14 protein-coding genes are annotated in these 16,758 nt (G+C 52.6%); 3 read left to right on the top strand and 11 right to left on the bottom strand.

Annotation, left to right across the window (positions count from 1 at the left end):
* Window positions 1-50: 50 nt before the first annotated feature.
* The 5 genes from ACTNE6_RS04960 to ACTNE6_RS04940 all read right to left on the bottom strand — a co-directional run bounded on the left by ACTNE6_RS04960 (window position 51) and on the right by ACTNE6_RS04940 (window position 6,047).
* Window positions 51-1,793, bottom strand: coding sequence for a putative bifunctional diguanylate cyclase/phosphodiesterase (locus ACTNE6_RS04960; protein ID WP_442498819.1), 1,743 nt, complete (start codon window positions 1,791-1,793; stop codon window positions 51-53).
* A gap of 347 nt (window positions 1,794-2,140) precedes the next feature.
* Entirely contained in the window at window positions 2,141-3,133 is a 993-nt protein-coding gene (locus tag ACTNE6_RS04955) for a zinc-dependent alcohol dehydrogenase family protein (RefSeq protein ID WP_442498818.1), read from the bottom strand.
* 90 nt (window positions 3,134-3,223) lie between these two features.
* Window positions 3,224-4,378 carry a carboxynorspermidine decarboxylase gene (locus tag ACTNE6_RS04950; protein WP_442498817.1) on the bottom strand — a complete coding sequence of 385 codons (1,155 nt, stop codon included), beginning with the start codon at window positions 4,376-4,378 and terminating at the stop codon, window positions 3,224-3,226.
* Window positions 4,378-5,010 carry a 5-formyltetrahydrofolate cyclo-ligase gene (locus tag ACTNE6_RS04945; RefSeq protein WP_442498816.1) on the bottom strand — a complete coding sequence of 211 codons (633 nt, stop codon included), beginning with the start codon at window positions 5,008-5,010 and terminating at the stop codon, window positions 4,378-4,380. The genes ACTNE6_RS04950 and ACTNE6_RS04945 overlap by 1 nt, the downstream gene beginning before the upstream one ends.
* 26 nt (window positions 5,011-5,036) lie before the next feature.
* Complete coding sequence (locus ACTNE6_RS04940; protein WP_442498815.1) at window positions 5,037-6,047, bottom strand: isocitrate/isopropylmalate dehydrogenase family protein; 1,011 nt, start codon at window positions 6,045-6,047, stop codon at window positions 5,037-5,039.
* Window positions 6,048-6,182: 135 nt separating this feature from the next.
* Between ACTNE6_RS04940 and ACTNE6_RS04935 the strand changes: the two genes are divergently transcribed.
* Window positions 6,183-7,091 carry an NAD(P)-dependent methylenetetrahydromethanopterin dehydrogenase gene (locus ACTNE6_RS04935; RefSeq protein WP_442498814.1) on the top strand — a complete coding sequence of 303 codons (909 nt, stop codon included), beginning with the start codon at window positions 6,183-6,185 and terminating at the stop codon, window positions 7,089-7,091.
* A 54-nt stretch (window positions 7,092-7,145) separates the two neighbouring features.
* Window positions 7,146-8,051: an NAD(P)-dependent methylenetetrahydromethanopterin dehydrogenase gene (locus ACTNE6_RS04930; RefSeq protein ID WP_434484168.1), complete on the top strand. Its 906-nt coding sequence runs from the start codon at window positions 7,146-7,148 to the stop codon at window positions 8,049-8,051.
* A 50-nt stretch (window positions 8,052-8,101) separates the two neighbouring features.
* Here the strand turns inward: ACTNE6_RS04930 and ACTNE6_RS04925 are convergent, their stop codons facing one another.
* Window positions 8,102-8,746 carry a response regulator gene (locus ACTNE6_RS04925; protein ID WP_194969030.1) on the bottom strand — a complete coding sequence of 215 codons (645 nt, stop codon included), beginning with the start codon at window positions 8,744-8,746 and terminating at the stop codon, window positions 8,102-8,104.
* Window positions 8,747-9,615: 869 nt separating this feature from the next.
* On the opposite strand from ACTNE6_RS04925, the gene ACTNE6_RS04920 reads away from it, so the two are divergent.
* Window positions 9,616-10,011, top strand: coding sequence for a cupin domain-containing protein (locus ACTNE6_RS04920; RefSeq protein ID WP_194969031.1), 396 nt, complete (start codon window positions 9,616-9,618; stop codon window positions 10,009-10,011).
* A gap of 64 nt (window positions 10,012-10,075) precedes the next feature.
* Here the strand turns inward: ACTNE6_RS04920 and ACTNE6_RS04915 are convergent, their stop codons facing one another.
* The 5 genes from ACTNE6_RS04915 to ACTNE6_RS04895 all read right to left on the bottom strand — a co-directional run bounded on the left by ACTNE6_RS04915 (window position 10,076) and on the right by ACTNE6_RS04895 (window position 16,735).
* Window positions 10,076-11,299, bottom strand: a complete 1,224-nt coding sequence (locus ACTNE6_RS04915; protein WP_442498813.1) for an aminotransferase class I/II-fold pyridoxal phosphate-dependent enzyme — start codon at window positions 11,297-11,299, stop codon at window positions 10,076-10,078.
* 10 nt (window positions 11,300-11,309) lie between these two features.
* Window positions 11,310-12,266, bottom strand: coding sequence for an NAD-dependent epimerase/dehydratase family protein (locus ACTNE6_RS04910; protein ID WP_442498812.1), 957 nt, complete (start codon window positions 12,264-12,266; stop codon window positions 11,310-11,312).
* 98 nt (window positions 12,267-12,364) lie between these two features.
* Complete coding sequence (locus ACTNE6_RS04905) at window positions 12,365-13,534, bottom strand: lipocalin-like domain-containing protein (RefSeq protein ID WP_442498811.1); 1,170 nt, start codon at window positions 13,532-13,534, stop codon at window positions 12,365-12,367.
* Window positions 13,531-16,053, bottom strand: a complete 2,523-nt coding sequence (locus ACTNE6_RS04900) for an FtsX-like permease family protein (protein WP_442498810.1) — start codon at window positions 16,051-16,053, stop codon at window positions 13,531-13,533. The genes ACTNE6_RS04905 and ACTNE6_RS04900 overlap by 4 nt, the downstream gene beginning before the upstream one ends.
* Window positions 16,037-16,735 carry an ABC transporter ATP-binding protein gene (locus ACTNE6_RS04895; protein WP_442498809.1) on the bottom strand — a complete coding sequence of 233 codons (699 nt, stop codon included), beginning with the start codon at window positions 16,733-16,735 and terminating at the stop codon, window positions 16,037-16,039. Before ACTNE6_RS04895 ends, ACTNE6_RS04900 begins: the two co-directional genes overlap by 17 nt.
* Window positions 16,736-16,758 lie beyond the last annotated feature (23 nt).

The raw sequence follows: 16,758 nt of genomic DNA, 5'->3' as shown, positions 1-16,758 counted from the left end.
ACGATAAATGAATAATACAGGCTGGCTTTTAAAAAACGATTAAATCAGGCTCAGCTGGCACAGCGGGACTTAGTCAAACCGTGCCTTCGAAAAGCGCTTCGGGACGAGAGCTGCTCGTTGGGCTTGCCGAAAATGTGGCCTTGACCATAATTGATCCCGATTTCCTTCAGAATTTTGATCGTTCGGGGGCATTCGACATACTCGGCAATGGTTTTCTTGCCCAGCTTTCTGGCTATCTGCTGCATTGAGCGGACCAGTATCTGGTCGGTTTCATCATTGACCAGATTCTGTATAAATTGGCCGTCGATTTTCACATACTCAACGGGGAATATTTTCAGATAATTAAACGAGCAAAAGCCGGCGCCGAAATCATCCAGGGCAATCTGGCAGCCCAATGCACGGATCTGATTGATCATGGACAGGGTCTGTTCAAAATTACCCACTGCCGCCGTCTCAGTGATTTCGAAGGTGAGACGGTCGCCGCCGACCCAGGACGTATCCAGTTTCTGCTGAATGAAGGCGGCGATCGAATCATCCTGAAAGGCCATGCAGGACAGGTTGATCGCCAGCTTTACATGCGACAATTCCTGTGGCAGCGAAGCCAAAAAGTCTATGGCTTTATCGACCACCCAGGCATCGATGCTGTAGATAAGCCCCATCCTTTCCGCAACCGGGATGAACTCGCCCGGGTCAATCACATGTTCGTCGCTGCCTCTCATTCTGATCAAGACCTCATAATGGGAGATTTCGCCGTCGGATAAACCCACCACTGGCTGAAAAACAAGAAAGAATCTGTCATTCAACAGCGCATCCCGGATTAAGGACATCCAGTGGATATCACGCTGCCTTTCCTTGAAAGCCTGATCGTCTTCGCAATACAGCCATACTCTGTTGCGGCCTTTGTTTTTGGCTATCGAGCAGGCCTGATGCGCTCTGGATATCAGCTCTCCGGGATACTTGACAATTTTGGAAGATTTTAAAGAAGCGATGCCGATAGAGGCCGTGATGTGGTAACAGGCATTGTCTATGGTAAAGCGAAATTCATCCAGTCTTTTACAAATACGCTCCGCAATAACCATCGCATTATCGAGGGTCGAATTTTCCAGATACAGACATAACTCGTCCGATCCGACCCGGGCGAACAGGCCTTTTGCCTGAATCGCCTTTTTAATAACGGCCACTACTTCAACCAGCAATCCGTCAGCGGCCGCAAACCCTTCCAAATCATTGATCAATCCGAATCTGTCCAGATCGATAAACAATAACACGCCATTTTGCCGGGATTTGGCATGTTCATGCAGCTCCAGATAAAGATGCTGCTCAAGATTGCGCCGGTTCAGCAAGCCGGTGAGATCATCATGGATAACCAGATATTCTAATTTCGCATTAAGCAATTTGCGTGCAGCCAACTGGGAAATCAGTTCTTCTTTCTGCTTATAGCGCAGAAAACGCTCGTCCTTCAAGACTAAAAGAAACTCAACCAGCATGAGCAATTCGGTAGCAAGGTACGGACGAACCAGCTCATAAAACTGGCATTTGCCTCCTAATGCCAGAGTCTTGTTCTTCGGCGGCTCATCAACAAGCACAATGAAGGGCAGGAAAATCCCTTCATCCTCATGCGGCAAGACTTGGCACAATCCCTCAATCTGACAGTGGGGCAATTTCTCATCAATGATAACCGCCCCCAATAGCTCCGGTTCATGTTGATAGGCGCGCAATATTTCATGGATCTGATCGCCATCGGCGGCAATAGCCACGTTATTGAATCCCCGCGCTTGCAGAAATTCTATCATTTCAATTCTTGAGGCAGGATCTGCATCAGCAACAATAATTTTTCTTTGTTTTTGTAAACTGCTCAACATCTTTGACCTGCCTTAACACGGCGTTAACTTTTCTGATATTTAAAAACATTTCATACACTGCCTGACAAAGTCAAGGCGGATTGAAATAATTGAAAAGCTTAACTATCGTTAATGTAACACTTGAAAAATCAATAACATTTTTCAGTATAAATAAGAAACCTTAAATTCCCATGATTTTTCTCAGTTACAACCTTATAACTGGTGTGCCCACGCTGGCTGACGATGCCCACTATGCAAATCTGTTCAGCTTTAATCCTTATCAAACAGGGTTGGCCGGTTTATATTTCGAGCACAACCTTTCCGGTCATGTGCCCTTCCCCTAATAGCTTATGCGCATCGGCTGCTTGATCGAGTTTCAATACATGGCTGACGCGCGTCTTTAGATCCCCGCGGTCAATCAGTTCGGCGCATTGCTTTAAAATCTCCACATGCTTTTCGCGCGCAGCATCAAGCTCTCTCAGCATGGGCGTCAACATCAATTCAAAACCGATCTTCAAATTGCGCATGCGGGCCTCCGCCAGGCTGATCATGCCGGGGTCCAGCAACGTCACGATACTGCCGAAATGAGCCGTAGCTTCTATACTGGCTATAAAGACCTCAGGGCCGACCGTATCGAAAACCAGATCGGCGCCTTTTCCTTCGGTCAAGCTGTTGATGCGATCCTGCAGATTCTCATCCCGGTAAAAAATAACGTCATCAGCGCCCAAATCGCGCACAAAATCGGCTTTTTCCCGGGAACTGACCGTCGTAATGACACGGGCGCCTTTTTGTTTTGCCAACTGTATGGCCACATGCCCTACGCCGCCGGCGCCGGCGTGGATCAGAACCGTTTGTCCTGGCTGCAGACCGCCTCGCTCGAACAGGGCGCCCCATGCCGTAATCAAGACCAGCGGCAGGGCCGCCGCTTCGGTAAACGAAATGGTTTTGGGTTTCAAAGCTACCCAGCGGCTGTCGACCACCGTATATTCGGCATAATTGCCCTGCTCTTTCCCCAGGCCGCCATTGCAAAACCATACCTCATCGCCGATCTTATAATTTGTCACGCCATCGCCTACGGCAACGATGGTGCCGGCGCCATCGCAACCCAGCACGGCCGGCAGCGCATCCTTATAGAAGAGCCCGTTGGCCCGCACCTTGGTGTCGATGGGATTGATGCCGGCTGCCTTAAGGCGGACTTTTACCTGAGCCGGATGAGTTATTTCCGGTTCCGCTATGTCCTGTAACTGCAGAACTTCCGGACCGCCTTTTTCAGTCATTAATACTGCTTTCATCGTCATAACTCCATTGCTTAATTTGAACTTTAAAAACTGTTACCGTGTGCCTGTTTCGGTTACTGACACTGATTTCTTCCAACAAGTTGCCTAGGATACAGTCCCATTCCTCATCCACTGGCTGCGGTAATCCGCATAGTCATAGCGCTTTAATAAAGTGACTTTTTCTGACGATGCCTCATAGACATCAGGCAGATTGTGGCCGTTAAACCGGTTGGCCTTGATCAGGCTGTAGGCTCCAACATGTTTGAAAACCACGCGGTCGCCCATCTTCAACGGTTTATTGAACCGATATTCGCCGAATATATCGCCGGCCAGACAGGTGCAGCCCGCCAGAACGGCCGCATACGCGCCTTCCGGCTCATGCTCGTGCAGTTCGGGCTGGCGCTGATATTCGAACACTTCCGGATTATGATTGATTGATGTATCAAGTACGGCAATGGCTTTGCCGTCGCTGGCAAACGTATCGATCACGGTAGCAATCAAATGCCCTGCCTGCCCAACCACGGCCTTGCCCGGCTCGATATAGATATCGATGCCGAAATCGTTTTTCAGCCGGCGCACCAGATCAATAAAGCGGCTGTGATCTTCGATCCGGTTAAACAGATAGCCGCCGCCCAGATTCAACCATTTCAGGTGTGTGAATCCTGCCCCCAAATGAGACTGAAGTTTTTCTATCGTTTTAATTAGCGGCGTGAAATCCGTTGCTGAAAAAACGGTATGGAAATGCAGTCCACTGATCTGGTCAAGAAAGTTCGAACGGCACAATTCATCGATATCGACGCCCAGTTTCGAAAACGGCCGGCACGGATCGAAGCGATCATCATCAAGGAAGGACAACTTGGGATTCAGCCTCAAGCCGACCGAAGATTCAGCCCTGGCCGCCTCGCCAAAGCGCTGATACTGATTTAAAGAATTGAAGCTGATGTGCGTGCACAGGCTTGCAATGTCATCGATCTCATCGGGCCTGATGCCGGGAGTCGTTAAATGTATGCTACCCTGTCCTGTCAGAATTTCATCAGCCAGCCGCGCTTCAAACAGAGAACTGACCGAGAAGCCGTCGACAAAAGGTCTTGCCAACTCAAGCACAGAGGAAAAAGGCAGCGCCTTGATCGAATACAACACTTTGCAGCCGCACTGATTGCGTAGCGTATCCAACACTTTCAAAGTATTTACGATCTCGGCGGCATCCAGAACAAAAGCCGGCGAGGAAGCAACGCTGTTTTTTAGCGCCTGAAAATCCATTAGCCTGCAAGCGGCCGGCCAGGGCCTGCATAAATCGCTTTTTCCGTCATCACAAAATCCATGGCCACATCATGAGATGCCATGGCGATCCGATCCAGTAATTGGGATTCATAGCACACGCCGATCAACACGGCATCGGCCCTGACGCACCGCAATAAACGGTCATAGTAGCCGGCGCCGTTGCCAAGGCGCCCGCCGCGCCGGTCAAAAGCCACGCCCGGCACAATAATGCAGTCGAGCTGTTCCGGTGCAATTTCCTTGCCGGCCTCGCCCCAGCATTCCTTTGGCGGTTCCAGAATCCCCCACATGCCGGGCGCTAATTCGGCAAAGTCTTCCAGCCACCATAGACCTAATTTGTTACGGCCTTGCTCATCTTTGGTACAGTAGGGAATGATGATACGTTTGTCGGTCGAAATTTCGTGCCTTAGCGTCGGCTCGGTTCTGACTTCCGAGCGGCAGTGGATGTACCACATCACGGTTTTGGCTTGCTGATAGGCCGGATGCGCTGTAATTTGATTGCAAATGACCCGGCTGGCCGCCTCTTTATCCGCTTGTGCGTTGCGGGCATCATAAGCTTTGCGGCGCTGCCGGGCTTTCAGATCATTCATCATGAGGATAGCAGGGACGACCATCAGGCCGCCCCGCATTAATGACAGTTTTATCGCATGGCCGCAATAATGGCATCGCGCATTTCGGTAGTGCCGGCCTTTGAATTCCGGTTCAAATCCGGCGTGACCAACTCGCCATCGCCGATGACTTTTTCAGTCGCGGCCTTGATGCGATTCGCAGCCTCATGCTCGCCCAGATAATTCAGCATCATGACGCCTGCCATGATAACAGCCGTCGGGTTGGCGATATTTTTGCCGGCGATATCCGGCGCGCTGCCATGCACCGCTTCAAACAGTGCCGCATCGCTGCCGATATTGGCGCCCGGAATCAATCCCAGGCCGCCGACCAGGCCGGCCGTCAAATCGGAGAGAATGTCGCCGAACATATTGGTCGTCACGACTACGTCGAACTGAGTTGGGTCCATGACCATATGCATGCAGATGGCGTCAACAATTTTTTCGTCGCACTCGATGTCCGGATAGCGCGCAGCCACTTCTCTGGCAACATCCAGAAACAAGCCCGACGTGTACTTCAGAATATTAGCTTTATGGCAGATCGTGACTTTTTTGCGGCCGTTTTCACGCGCGTATTTAAAAGCATACTCAACGATGCGTTCCGAGCCCTGGCGCGTCACGACAGCCAGACTTTCGGCGATATCCTTTTTAGGGGTCAGAAAGTGTTCCAAACCGGCATACAAGCCTTCCGTATTTTCCCTGACGACAACGATGTCGACATTGTCGAAGCGGGTCCGCGCACCTTTCCAGGTTTTGGCCGGGCGGACATTGGCGTAAAGATCATATTGCTGACGCAAGGCGACATTGATGCTTCTGAAACCTTTGCCGACCGGCGTCGTCAGAGGGCCCTTGAAAGCCACGCGGTTTTTTTCTATCGAGGCCAGGGTTGCATCAGGAATCGGCGTGCCGTGTTTTTCAAACGCGGCCATGCCCGCGTCGGCTTCTTCCCAGTTTATCTTGGCGCCGGACGCATCGATAATCTTGACCGCAGCCTCCATAATGGAAGGACCGATACCATCGCCTTTAATCAACGTAACGTTGTGCATTCATTTCTCCGAAAAATAAAAATGCCTTGATAATACAAGATTCACCATTTTTTTAAAAATCCAAAAAGCCCATGACGGTGTTATTCTGCCATTTTTTCTTTTATACTTGCCTGCTCAACACATCAAGGGGATATCATGGAAAAACCATTCATTTTACACATGCTGACCACTGCAAAAAACCTCAGCCCGTTTGACGTCAACATGGCGATGGATGCCGGTTGGGTTTCAGCAGTCCCGTATATCAATGTCGAGCCCAGCGAAGTTCAGGGACTGGTGCAGGACGCCATTTTCTCGCGTAGCCAGAAAAACCTGAAAAGAACCGCCATCTTCATCGGCGGCCGCGATACCAAGCAAGCGATGGACATGCTGAGAGCAGCCAAACACGCCATGGTGCCTCCCTTTGAAGTCTCCGTTTTCGCTGACCCCAGCGGCGCATTCACGACCGCAGCCGGCATGGTTGCAACCGTCGAGCGCGAATTAGCCACCAAATTCAACACCACACTGGCAGGCAAAAACATTCTGGCATTGGGCGGAACCGGCCCGGTCGGTCAGGCAGCTGCCGTGATTGCGGCGCAGGCAGGCGCCCATGTAAGGATTATCGGCCGCCAACTGGAAAGAGCACAAAGCATAGCCGACATGTGCAGCAATGAGTTCGGCGACGGCAAAATCACCATTGAAGCCGGCGCCGATGCCGACAAGGCCGAATACATCAAAACGGCCGACGTAGTCTTTGCAACAGGCGCTGCCGGTATTGAGTTGCTTAGCGCAGAGCTGGTTGCGTCAGCGCCTCAACTGAAAGTGGCCGCCGATGTCAACGCCGTGCCGCCATCAGGCATTGCCGGCGTCGATGCCTTCCATGACGGTACACCGATTCAAGGCTCGAAAAGCGGCGCTGTCGGCATAGGCGCATTGGCTATAGGTAATATCAAATACCAGGCTCAAAACCGCTTGCTGAAAAAAATGATTGCTACCGATAAACCTGTTTACCTGCATTTCGAGCACGCTTTCGAAGTTGCAAGGGATTACATTAAATCAAAAGCTTAATTTACAAGCGGGTTTCATTTCAGTTTAACCCGCCTTAATGAAAGAGGATCTCTAATGCAGAAACGCAGCATTATTCACATGCTGGACCCCATGCCGAACAACAGCCCGTTCGATGTCAACATGGCAATGGATGCGGGCTTTGATGTGCTCGTGCCTTACAGTAACGTCAAGCTGGACAAGGTTTATGGCCTGACTCAGGACGCCATATTCTCTCGCGGTCCGTCCGGGGTTAAACGCACCGGCATTTTTATCGGCGGGCGCGACCTAGGCCTGGCCATGGACATGCTGGATACTTGCAAACAGGCTATGGTTCCCCCTTTTGAAGTCTCTGTTCTTGCCGACCCCAGCGGCGCTTTCACGACAGCGGCCGCATTGGTAGCCTGCGTGGAAAAAGAGCTGAAAGCAAAGCACGGCAAGGAACTGAAAGACTGCAATGCCGTCGTCTTTGGCGGAACCGGCCCTGTCGGCGTCGCTACAGGCGTCATCGCATCCCTGGCCGGCGCAGACACGGCATTGGTCGACCATTTGTCAATCGATACCGCCCTGGATATGGCCAAGGAATACAATCGCCGTTTTGGCTGCAACCTCAGAGGCACGTACGCCAGTTCCGAAGCCGATAAAGCCCGTCTGGTCGCCAATGCCGACATCATCTTTTGCACAGCAAGAGCCGGCATTCAGGTTTTGAGCGCCGATGTTCTGAACGAAGCGAAACGCTTGAAAGTAGCGGGTGATGTGAATGCGGTTCCGCCATTGGGAATCGAAGGCATCAAGCTCAAAGACATGGGCGCGCCATTAACCCATGCCGTCAATGCACCGGGTGCGGTGGGCGTAGGCGCTTTGGCTGTCGGCAATGTTAAATACCAGCTGCAGCATGAATTGCTGAAATCCATGCTGGAAACCGATAAGCCATTGTATCTTGATTTTAGAGACGCCTTTAACAAGGCCCGGGAGCTGTTATAAGCGACCGGAGGAGGGGCGCATCCTGGCGCCCCTCCATTTGAACAGGCCTGCTAAATCAAAGCAGAGTCGATATGACCGAATTTAACCGCCAGGCGCGTTAATTCAACATCATTTTTTATGTGAAGTTTGTCATAGAGGCGATAGCGGTAGGTATTAACGGTTTTATCGCTCAATATCAGCATATCCGCCATTTCCTTGATAGTTTTTCCCTGAAGAATTAAAGTCACCACTTCGGCCTCTCTCTGAGATAGCTTTGAAAATGGCGATTCACTATTGCCGGACAACCCTTGAAAGGCTAAATTATTGGCCACTTCCGCGCACAGATAGCGCTTGCCTTCCATCACCTTACGGATTGCGCTCACCATTTCTTCGGCCGAAGAGCCCTTGGAAATAAACCCCAGGACGCCCAGCTTGAGCAATTGACGTGGAATAGGTCCATCATTATGGACTGATAGCGCAATTATTTTTACTTTAGAATCATGCTGTAAAATTCTACGACATGCCTCTACGCCGCCAATGCCGGGCATATTCACGTCCATCAGCACCACATCCGGCGACAGATTAACAACTGCATCGACAGCTTCTTCTCCAGACTTGGCCACACCGACAACTTTAATATCTTCAGCAGCGTTCAACAATGCTTCGATACCGGTCCGGACAAGTTCATGATCATCAACAAGCAAAACACTAATCATACATTTTTTGTTGTTTTTTAATTAGTTACAAACCAATTATTTGAATAGGAATTACTGTCAACACTCTTTTAACAGTCTTTCTATTATAGCGTGACATATAAGCTATTATACATACGTAGCTTTACTTATGTTCGATAATATACGTCATATTCAATCTCCACCCAGATTCTCACTAATCAATATTTGCACGATTATAAGGTTACATTACCATCTTAAGATAAAGCATTAATAAATCGATAAAATATTTTACAAAACAATAAATTACCGTTTTACTCCAGGGATTTTACCGCTCATCTTCATCATAAGTCTTACGGCGCGACTTTCTTTCTCGATCATCGTTTATGAAAGTGTTTAAATCGATAGCTGTGTTTTCTCTAAATATTAAACCTGAATTTTTACAAAAAAGTGAATAGCATGCCTGCAAAAGCGCGGATGTAACCATAAAAGCTATCAAACATATAAGACGATCATAATAATAAAAACCCTCACTCAGATTGGATCACTCAGATTGGATATAAAGTTACCTTAAAATTTATAATAAAATTTTATCCATATTTTTTAATAAGCCTATTGATTTATGTCAAAATAAGGCAAATGTTATCGCCATACGCACTTGATACACTGCGCAAAGGCCCGGCAAGCGAATCTGTAATTGGCTATACCGGAAGCGACCTGTTTGTATTGGTCTCTTTCATCCAACCCATTAACAATACGGCGCTGAATACCGAAGATAGCCTGTCTAAACCGATTATAGCCGGGCAAACTCAAACAGATGCCGAAATAACTGGAAACTTGTAGCAGCAAACCGATCCAAATCCGCTTCAACCTGCAAAACTGATTCCATAACACATAAAAAACGAGGCAAGCACATGATCAAAATTCAGACTATTACCCCCGCTGGACTAACCTTGATGTCACTGACGGCACTATTCGCCGGGCACATGAACACGGCCTCGGCGGAAGAAAAGCCGGCATTAGGCAGAACCGTGCTATTGGAAAACAAGGTGGAACTACCCAGCAAAAACATCAATGCCAGGACAATACGAGTCACTTTCCCTCCCGCTTCTAAAACGCCCGAACATACGCATGAAGGCCCAGGCCCCCGCTATGTAACCAAGGGCAGGCTGAAAGTGATCGAGGGCGGCAAAACCCATATTTATTCTGCTGGTGACGTGTTCTGGGAATCCGGCGAATTAATGTCGGTAGAGAACGTAGGAAAAGTGCCAGCCGAAGTGATCATTTTTGAAATGGTGCCGACCGAATAAAAGCCAGCAAGCGCGACTTTAGCCGCCCTTCCCCAAATAGAAAAGCCGTACCTGCATTGGAGCGCTATTGCTTAAACTCGGCCAGCACAGCCAATAAATAATCCATATCCTTTTCGGTATGATCAGCCGATACCTGCAGCCTGATTTCCTGCTCGCCTTTCGGCACGACCGGATAATTGAGCCCCGTAGCCAGAATCTGATGCGTGAACAAGTGTTCCACCAAAGCCGTGGTTTTTTCCGTATCTCTGATCAGAATGGGCACGATAGGATGCTCGTCGGGCAAGGTTTCAAAGCCCAGCCGTATCAGTCCGGCCCTGAGCCGCGCGCTCAGGCTGCGCAATTTCTCCAGCAGATGCATACCTTCCGGACTGTCTGCAATGTCTAGCGCCGCCATGGCCGCAGCCGCCTCGGCCGGCGTGATCGGATTCGAATAGATATATAAAGGAGCTGTTTCGCGCAGATAGGCAATGACGGCCGAGCTCGCCACCACATAGCCGCCGTTCACGCCGAAAGCCTTGCCGAGCGTGGCAATCAGGATATCGGCCTTGCCGCCGGTATATTCTTCGGTGCCGCGCCCGGTCCGGCCGAAAGCGCCGACCCCGTGCGAATCATCGACAACGGTGATAATGCCCTCGTCATAGCCGGCTTCATGGCGCCGGCAGCAGGCGCTGATCCGGTCAAGCGCCGCATGATCGCCGCGCATGCTGAAAATGCCGTCCGTCACGACGCAGACGCGCCTGATCTGGCCTTTATTGGCATCCAGAATGCGCTCCAGCGCATCAACATCGGCATGCGCATAAACTTCTTTCCTGACCGGATGCGACAGGCGAATCGCATTGATGATGCAGTTGTGGTTCAGCGCATCGCTGACAATCAGCGTCTCGTCAGAGATAAACTGCGGCAGCACGCCGATCATGGTCGCATAGGCCGCGCTCATGATCATGGCGGCCTCGCGGCCGTGAAATTCGGCCAGCTTTTTCTCCAGTTCGACATGCGGCCGGTAAGTGCCGCTGATGAAGCGCACCGCACCGGGCCCCGTACCGAATTTTTCCGCCGCTTCAGCTTCTGCCTTAATTAACCCAGAATGCCCTGTCAAGCCCAGATAGGAATTGGAATTCATACGCAAAAACGCCTGATCCACGCAGCCTTCCAGAAAATAGCGCGAACCGAAACCGTCCGTTGGAGCCCGCCTGCCGGTAATGATTTTCTCGTTACCCTTGCTTATGCCCTGCTGTTGCAACTGTGTTAATTTCGCATTGAATAACTGCTCGACTTTTGTCAGCGACATAAATACCTCCTTAGCCTTTACCCAGTTTGACCGCTATTTTCTCCAGCATATCCTCGACCATATTCGGCAGATCGAAACGCGGCTGCCAGCCCCATTCCGCTCTTGCAGCACTGTCGTCCATATGTCGGGGCCAGGAATCGGCGATCGCCTGACGCACCGGGTCGATACGGTAACCGATCGCAAATCCCGGCAGATGCTTTTGTATTTCCGCCGCCAGCTGCCGGGGCGTAAAACTCATGGCCGTGATATTGAAGGCATTGCGATGGCGCAGCTTTCGGCCGTCCGCCATCATTAACCGAATCGCGGCATCGATCGCATCGGGCATATACATCATGTCCAGTTGCGTGTCGGCCTCAAGAAAACAATCGTAATGCCCGTTTTTGACGGCCTCATAAAAAATATCCACGGCATAATCCGTCGTGCCGCCGCCCGGCAATGCAACATTCGAGATCAGCCCAGGATAGCGCAAGCCGCGCGTGTCGACGCCGAAACGGCGATAATAATAATCGCACAGCAGTTCCCCTGAGACCTTGGTAATGCCGTATAAAGTGGCAGGGCGCTGAATCGTGTCCTGCGGCGTATCGACAGCGGGCGTGCCGGCCCCGAAAGCGCCGATGGAACTGGGAAAAAATACGGCGCAGCCATGCACGCGCGCCGCCTCCAGCACGTTGAACAGACCGTTCATGTTGATATCCCAGGCCAGCTGCGGCTTTTCTTCCCCGACCGCGGACAACAACGATGCCAGGTGAAAAACCGTATCGATTTGATAATCTTCGACGACCTGACGCAATGTCGGAGCATCGCGCACATCGAAACTGCAATAAGGCCCAGTCTGCTGCAACTCGCTGAGCGGCGGCCTGCCATGCCCGGCCGCCACGACATTATCCGCGCCGAATCGATCGCGCAGAGCCATTGTCAATTCGGAGCCTATCTGGCCTGTAGCCCCCGTAACCAAGATCTTTTTCATAGCCATCCTCGCTTTTTTATGTTTTTTGTTCATTAGCGGTCAGGCTGGGTTGATAAACCCGGCGTTTCGGAATTACCCATACCCACACGCAATGCGTATCAATACCCTGTCAACTCAACATAGCCCTGGCCTGAAACCGGCCTGCCGTTTTTTGTCCCCTTGACGCTGACCGCGCCTTCCCAATACCGGACGCTGACATTGAGTTCCTGATCGTTTATCAGCGGCACGACATCAAGCTCAAGCCGCTGGCCGGGCACGCTCAAGCGCCACAATGACGGATAGCGGATCTTCGAATGCGGGCTCGTCCAGGTAGCCAAAACTTCGATCGCCGCATCCTGCGCCGTAAGCGGCACTTTGACATTGTCGGCCAGCACGATGGAACCGGAACTGTTGCGGTCAACCCTACCATCCTTGCGTCTGAGCTGGTAAAACATCAATTCGCTGCCATCGGAGAGCTGCAACGCGAACCAATCCCATCCGGCCTGCTCCTTAGACAATGAACTCGTGCTCCATTCCCTGTCCATCCAACTATTGCCAATCACCGAAAACAGAGTGTCGCCGATGCGCACGCTGCCCTCGGTCGCCAGCCGGGTATAGGAATAATAATACGAGGCGTTGCCGGGTTCATCACTTTTCCGGCTCAGGCCGTGCTCGCCCTGAAAAATCGGCCCCTTCATTGGCGTCAGCATAAAATCGATGGCGAATTCATCGCTTTTTGCGGACAGACGCAACGGAAAATCCGGGCCGTCCCGGGCAGAAGCCGACCAGTCATAAAGCCAGACCCGATACTGTTTATCAGAGGCGCCGGCCAAGCCATTGGCGGCGCGGCTGAAGCGCTCGTCGGTATAAAAACGGTCTTTTTCGGCATCGGTCAGGGTCAAATGAGCCATGTATACTTGATTGCTTCGCCAGGCTGACTTCGATACTAGCGCGTCAGGACTCAATGCAAAGCGGAAAAACGTCAGCTCATAGCCGAATCTACGGCCCTCGGCACTGCTCAGATTGCCGGTGAAGTACCACCATTCGGTCCGGTATTGATCGTGCGCGCCATGATCGAGAGGAAACGAGAACTTACGCGGCTTTAGAGCCCTTGCAAAGCCTTTGTCGCTTTCGGACAATACATTACTGAAGGCATCGTCTTTTTTCGACAAAGTTTTACCGAAAGACTTGTCAGGAAGCGGCTTGAGATCAAACGGGAATTTGACAGGCAGCCACCAGAGGACCGCCAGCACTATGAGCAAACCAAAAAAAATCAGTTTTTTCATCATTCGTTACGCAACGCTTCGGCCGGCCGGGTCCGCGCCATTTTCAGCGCCGGCAGGACGCCCGCCAGCAAAGCGGCGCCAAACGCCAGCGCCAGCCCTTGATAAACAACGGCCGCATTGGAATAAAACGCCATTGTCCAGCCGAACGAACGCAGGTAAATGACGAAAATCAGCACATACGCGACAACATAGCCGACCGGCACGGCAAACAGGCCGGCCACCAGCCCCATCAGTCCCGTTTCGCCGATGATCAGCGCCGTCAGCTGCGCCGGCGTGACGCCTATGGCCCGCAGCACGCCCAATTGCCGCGTCCGCTCGAACTGTAAGGCCATCAGGGCGCTGAAAACGCCGACAAACGCGATAATGGCCGACAGCCAGCGCAAGGTTTCCGTAATCGTGAACGTCTGCTCGAACAAACCCATCGATGCCTCATAAATCGCCCGGTTCGACTGTATCGACTGCGGCGGCTTAAGCCACTGACCCAGCTGGTCTTCCAACCGTTTCAAGTCCACGCCGGGTTTGGCGTAAATGCCGATGCCCGAATACCCCAGATCGGGCCAGTAGCGTCCATAATTGCGCCGGCTCATCACCAGATGCCCCTGGTCGCTGTAGTCGGCTTCAACCGCGATCACCTCAAAAGGCTGCTGACCTTTTTCCGTGCGCATCATGATCGTCTGGCCGACTTTGACATCATGATGATACGCATAAGGTTCCGTGACAATAACCGTCTGTTCGCGCTCGAACCGGTCCCAGACTGCACTGGCCGCCTGCTTGAAAACAAAGCCGCGTCTGGCCTGGGGATTCAGCTCATACACCGACACTCTGGTAAGCGCATCATTGGCGATCAGGTTCACAGCCAGCAAACTGCTCAGCATTTGCACATCGGCATGCGCGGCCAGTTTTGCTTTCAGGCGATGCGCTTCGGATGCGGAAGCCGGCGTCTTCTCGGCCGGCAACGCTACATACAGATCGGCGCGCAGCGCGCCTTGCAGCCATTCCTGCACCGTGTGCCGAAAACTGCCTATCATCAGATCCATGCCGATCGTCGCCGCAACAGCCATCATCAGCGCCGCAATAGCGATGCCGGTCCGGCTGATCTCGGCCGATACCATGCGCGCCGGCAAGCGCCCCAAAACGCCTGAAATACGCCCGAACACGCGCTCGACCAATTTCATGACCATCAGCGTGAAAACCGGCGTCAGCAAGGCGAAGCCGAACAGCAACAGAAAAATGCCGACCAGCCCCAACGAAATGCTTTTACCGGACCACAGCGCCAGCGCCAGGCCAATCGCTATGAACAGGCCGCCCGCCATGCCCGTCACTTTGATCAACCGGCGCACGCCCGATTCCAGCTGCGACCTGATCAACACCGTCGTTGGCGGCAAGCGCGTCGCTTCCAAAGCGGGCGGCAACACGGCCAGCAAGGTCGCACCGAGCCCCAGCAGGATGCCTTTGCCCAATTGCATGGGCGTGATCATTAAAGAAGCCGCGTCGAGACGGAAATAAACCGCGTTGATGGTGCCCGAGATCAGATGCAGCAAGCCCTGCGCCAGCAGGATGCCAAGCGCGATGCCGATCGCCGTGCCGGCTACCGCCAGCCAGAAGGTCTCATTGATAATGAGCTGAAAGATCTGCCGCCGCGTGACGCCCAGGGCGCGCAAACTGCCGATGAGGCGCCGGCGCTGCACGACCAGAAACGTCATCGTGTTATAGATCAGGAACAGCCCGACCAGCAGCGACAGCAGCCCCAAGGCCTTCAGGTTGATCGAAAACGCGCGCGTCATCTCGCGCATGGCTTGCGACTGGTCGTCTGCCGAAAGCAATAAAGCATTGGTCGGCAACGCCTTGCGTATCCGGGCCAGCGTATCGGATACGTCTTTATCGATCAACGCATCGATGTAACTGAGCCTGCCATACAGGCCCAGCACCTCCTGCGCCGTGGCGATGTCGGTTATGATCAATCCCGACAGCGCCTGTTCGGAGATGGCATGGGATGGCGACAACAGGGCGATGATTTTTAACCGGCGCTCGCCGTTACCGGTCTCGACCGTGATTTCGTCACTAACTTTCAGATGCAGGCGCGCTGCCGTCTGCCCGCTGACCAGCGCCGTGCCGGGCTCGGCGATCAGGCGGGCAAGAAAGCCGACATCGCCGTACTGTTTTTGCCAGGCCGACTGAAAGGATTTCTCAACGAACGGATCGATGCCGATCAGCCTGAAGCTGTCATCGGACCGCCGCACATAACCGCTTACGATCGGCGACAACTGCTGTATGCCCTGCTCCACGCGCAGCCGCGTGTAGAATTTTTCATCGAGGCCGCCGTCGCCGGCCACGATACGATGCGTTGCCGCCCCCGAAAAAGCCTTGCGCGTCTGGTCGAAGGACGCCAGCGCGCTTTCCATCGCCAGTTCGATAGAAACCACGACCGCGACGCCTAGGGCGATACCCAGAAGCGCCAGGACTAGCTGCCAGGGATGCCGCCATAGAAAATTGCGGCTGGCCCGGTTAAGGACAGATCTCATCAACCGGAACCAGTGATTGATCGCGGATTGAAACAATGCGGTCGGCCTGACCGATGACTTCGCGGCTGTGCGTCGCCATGACCAGAGTCTTGCCGGCTTTTTTAACCAGCGTATCGAGCAGCGCCAGAACTTGGCTGCCGGTTTCCAGATCCAGATTGCCGGTCGGCTCGTCGGCGAGAATCAGGTCCGGATCGTGAATCAGTGCTCTAGCGATGGCGACGCGCTGTTGCTCGCCGCCTGACAGGCGGTCGGGATAAGTATCATGACGGTCGGCAAGGCCAAGCTTGTCCAGCAGCGCCGCGACTTTATCGCGGTCCACCCGTGCCAGGGGCCTGATCAGTTCCAGCGGCAACAGCAGGTTTTCAGCCACGGTCAGGGTGGGAATCAGATTATAAGACTGGAAGATAAAACCCAGATGATGGCGGCGGAACAGCGTGCGTCCGTGCTCGGAAAGCGCCGTGATATCGGTGCCGTTGATGATGACGTTGCCGGCATCGGGAGGGTCGATGCCGCTGATCAGATTCAGCAAGGTCGATTTACCGGAGCCGCTGCGGCCGAGCAGCACGATAAACTCGCCACGGCTCACCTCCAGGGTCAGATCAGTGAAAATGCTATGCCGCTTGCCTGATTCCTCATAGCTTTTGCTCAGCTTTTGTATCGATATGGCCGCTTCTGTTGGCATAAAGGTAGCGCCTTGAATTCCCT

The organism is Methylobacter sp. sgz302048 (assembly GCF_052162025.1).
Taxonomy (GTDB): domain Bacteria; phylum Pseudomonadota; class Gammaproteobacteria; order Methylococcales; family Methylomonadaceae; genus Methylobacter.
The sequence above is the reverse complement of the archived record's forward strand: the minus strand, read 5'-3'. Positions and strand labels throughout refer to the sequence as shown.

Excerpts from the sequence above, each read along its gene's own strand:
- ACTNE6_RS04960 (WP_442498819.1), bottom strand. The coding sequence starts at position 1,793 with ATGATAGAATTTCTGCAAGCGCGGGGATTCAATAACGTGGCTATTGCC.
- ACTNE6_RS04955 (WP_442498818.1), bottom strand. The coding sequence starts at position 3,133 with ATGAAAGCAGTATTAATGACTGAAAAAGGCGGTCCGGAAGTTCTGCAG.
- ACTNE6_RS04950 (WP_442498817.1), bottom strand. The coding sequence starts at position 4,378 with ATGGATTTTCAGGCGCTAAAAAACAGCGTTGCTTCCTCGCCGGCTTTT.
- ACTNE6_RS04945 (WP_442498816.1), bottom strand. The coding sequence starts at position 5,010 with ATGGTCGTCCCTGCTATCCTCATGATGAATGATCTGAAAGCCCGGCAG.
- ACTNE6_RS04940 (WP_442498815.1), bottom strand. The coding sequence starts at position 6,047 with ATGCACAACGTTACGTTGATTAAAGGCGATGGTATCGGTCCTTCCATT.
- ACTNE6_RS04935 (WP_442498814.1), top strand. The coding sequence starts at position 6,183 with ATGGAAAAACCATTCATTTTACACATGCTGACCACTGCAAAAAACCTC.
- ACTNE6_RS04930 (WP_434484168.1), top strand. The coding sequence starts at position 7,146 with ATGCAGAAACGCAGCATTATTCACATGCTGGACCCCATGCCGAACAAC.
- ACTNE6_RS04925 (WP_194969030.1), bottom strand. The coding sequence starts at position 8,746 with ATGATTAGTGTTTTGCTTGTTGATGATCATGAACTTGTCCGGACCGGT.
- ACTNE6_RS04920 (WP_194969031.1), top strand. The coding sequence starts at position 9,616 with ATGATCAAAATTCAGACTATTACCCCCGCTGGACTAACCTTGATGTCA.
- ACTNE6_RS04915 (WP_442498813.1), bottom strand. The coding sequence starts at position 11,299 with ATGTCGCTGACAAAAGTCGAGCAGTTATTCAATGCGAAATTAACACAG.
- ACTNE6_RS04910 (WP_442498812.1), bottom strand. The coding sequence starts at position 12,266 with ATGAAAAAGATCTTGGTTACGGGGGCTACAGGCCAGATAGGCTCCGAA.
- ACTNE6_RS04905 (WP_442498811.1), bottom strand. The coding sequence starts at position 13,534 with ATGATGAAAAAACTGATTTTTTTTGGTTTGCTCATAGTGCTGGCGGTC.
- ACTNE6_RS04900 (WP_442498810.1), bottom strand. The coding sequence starts at position 16,053 with ATGAGATCTGTCCTTAACCGGGCCAGCCGCAATTTTCTATGGCGGCAT.
- ACTNE6_RS04895 (WP_442498809.1), bottom strand. The coding sequence starts at position 16,735 with ATGCCAACAGAAGCGGCCATATCGATACAAAAGCTGAGCAAAAGCTAT.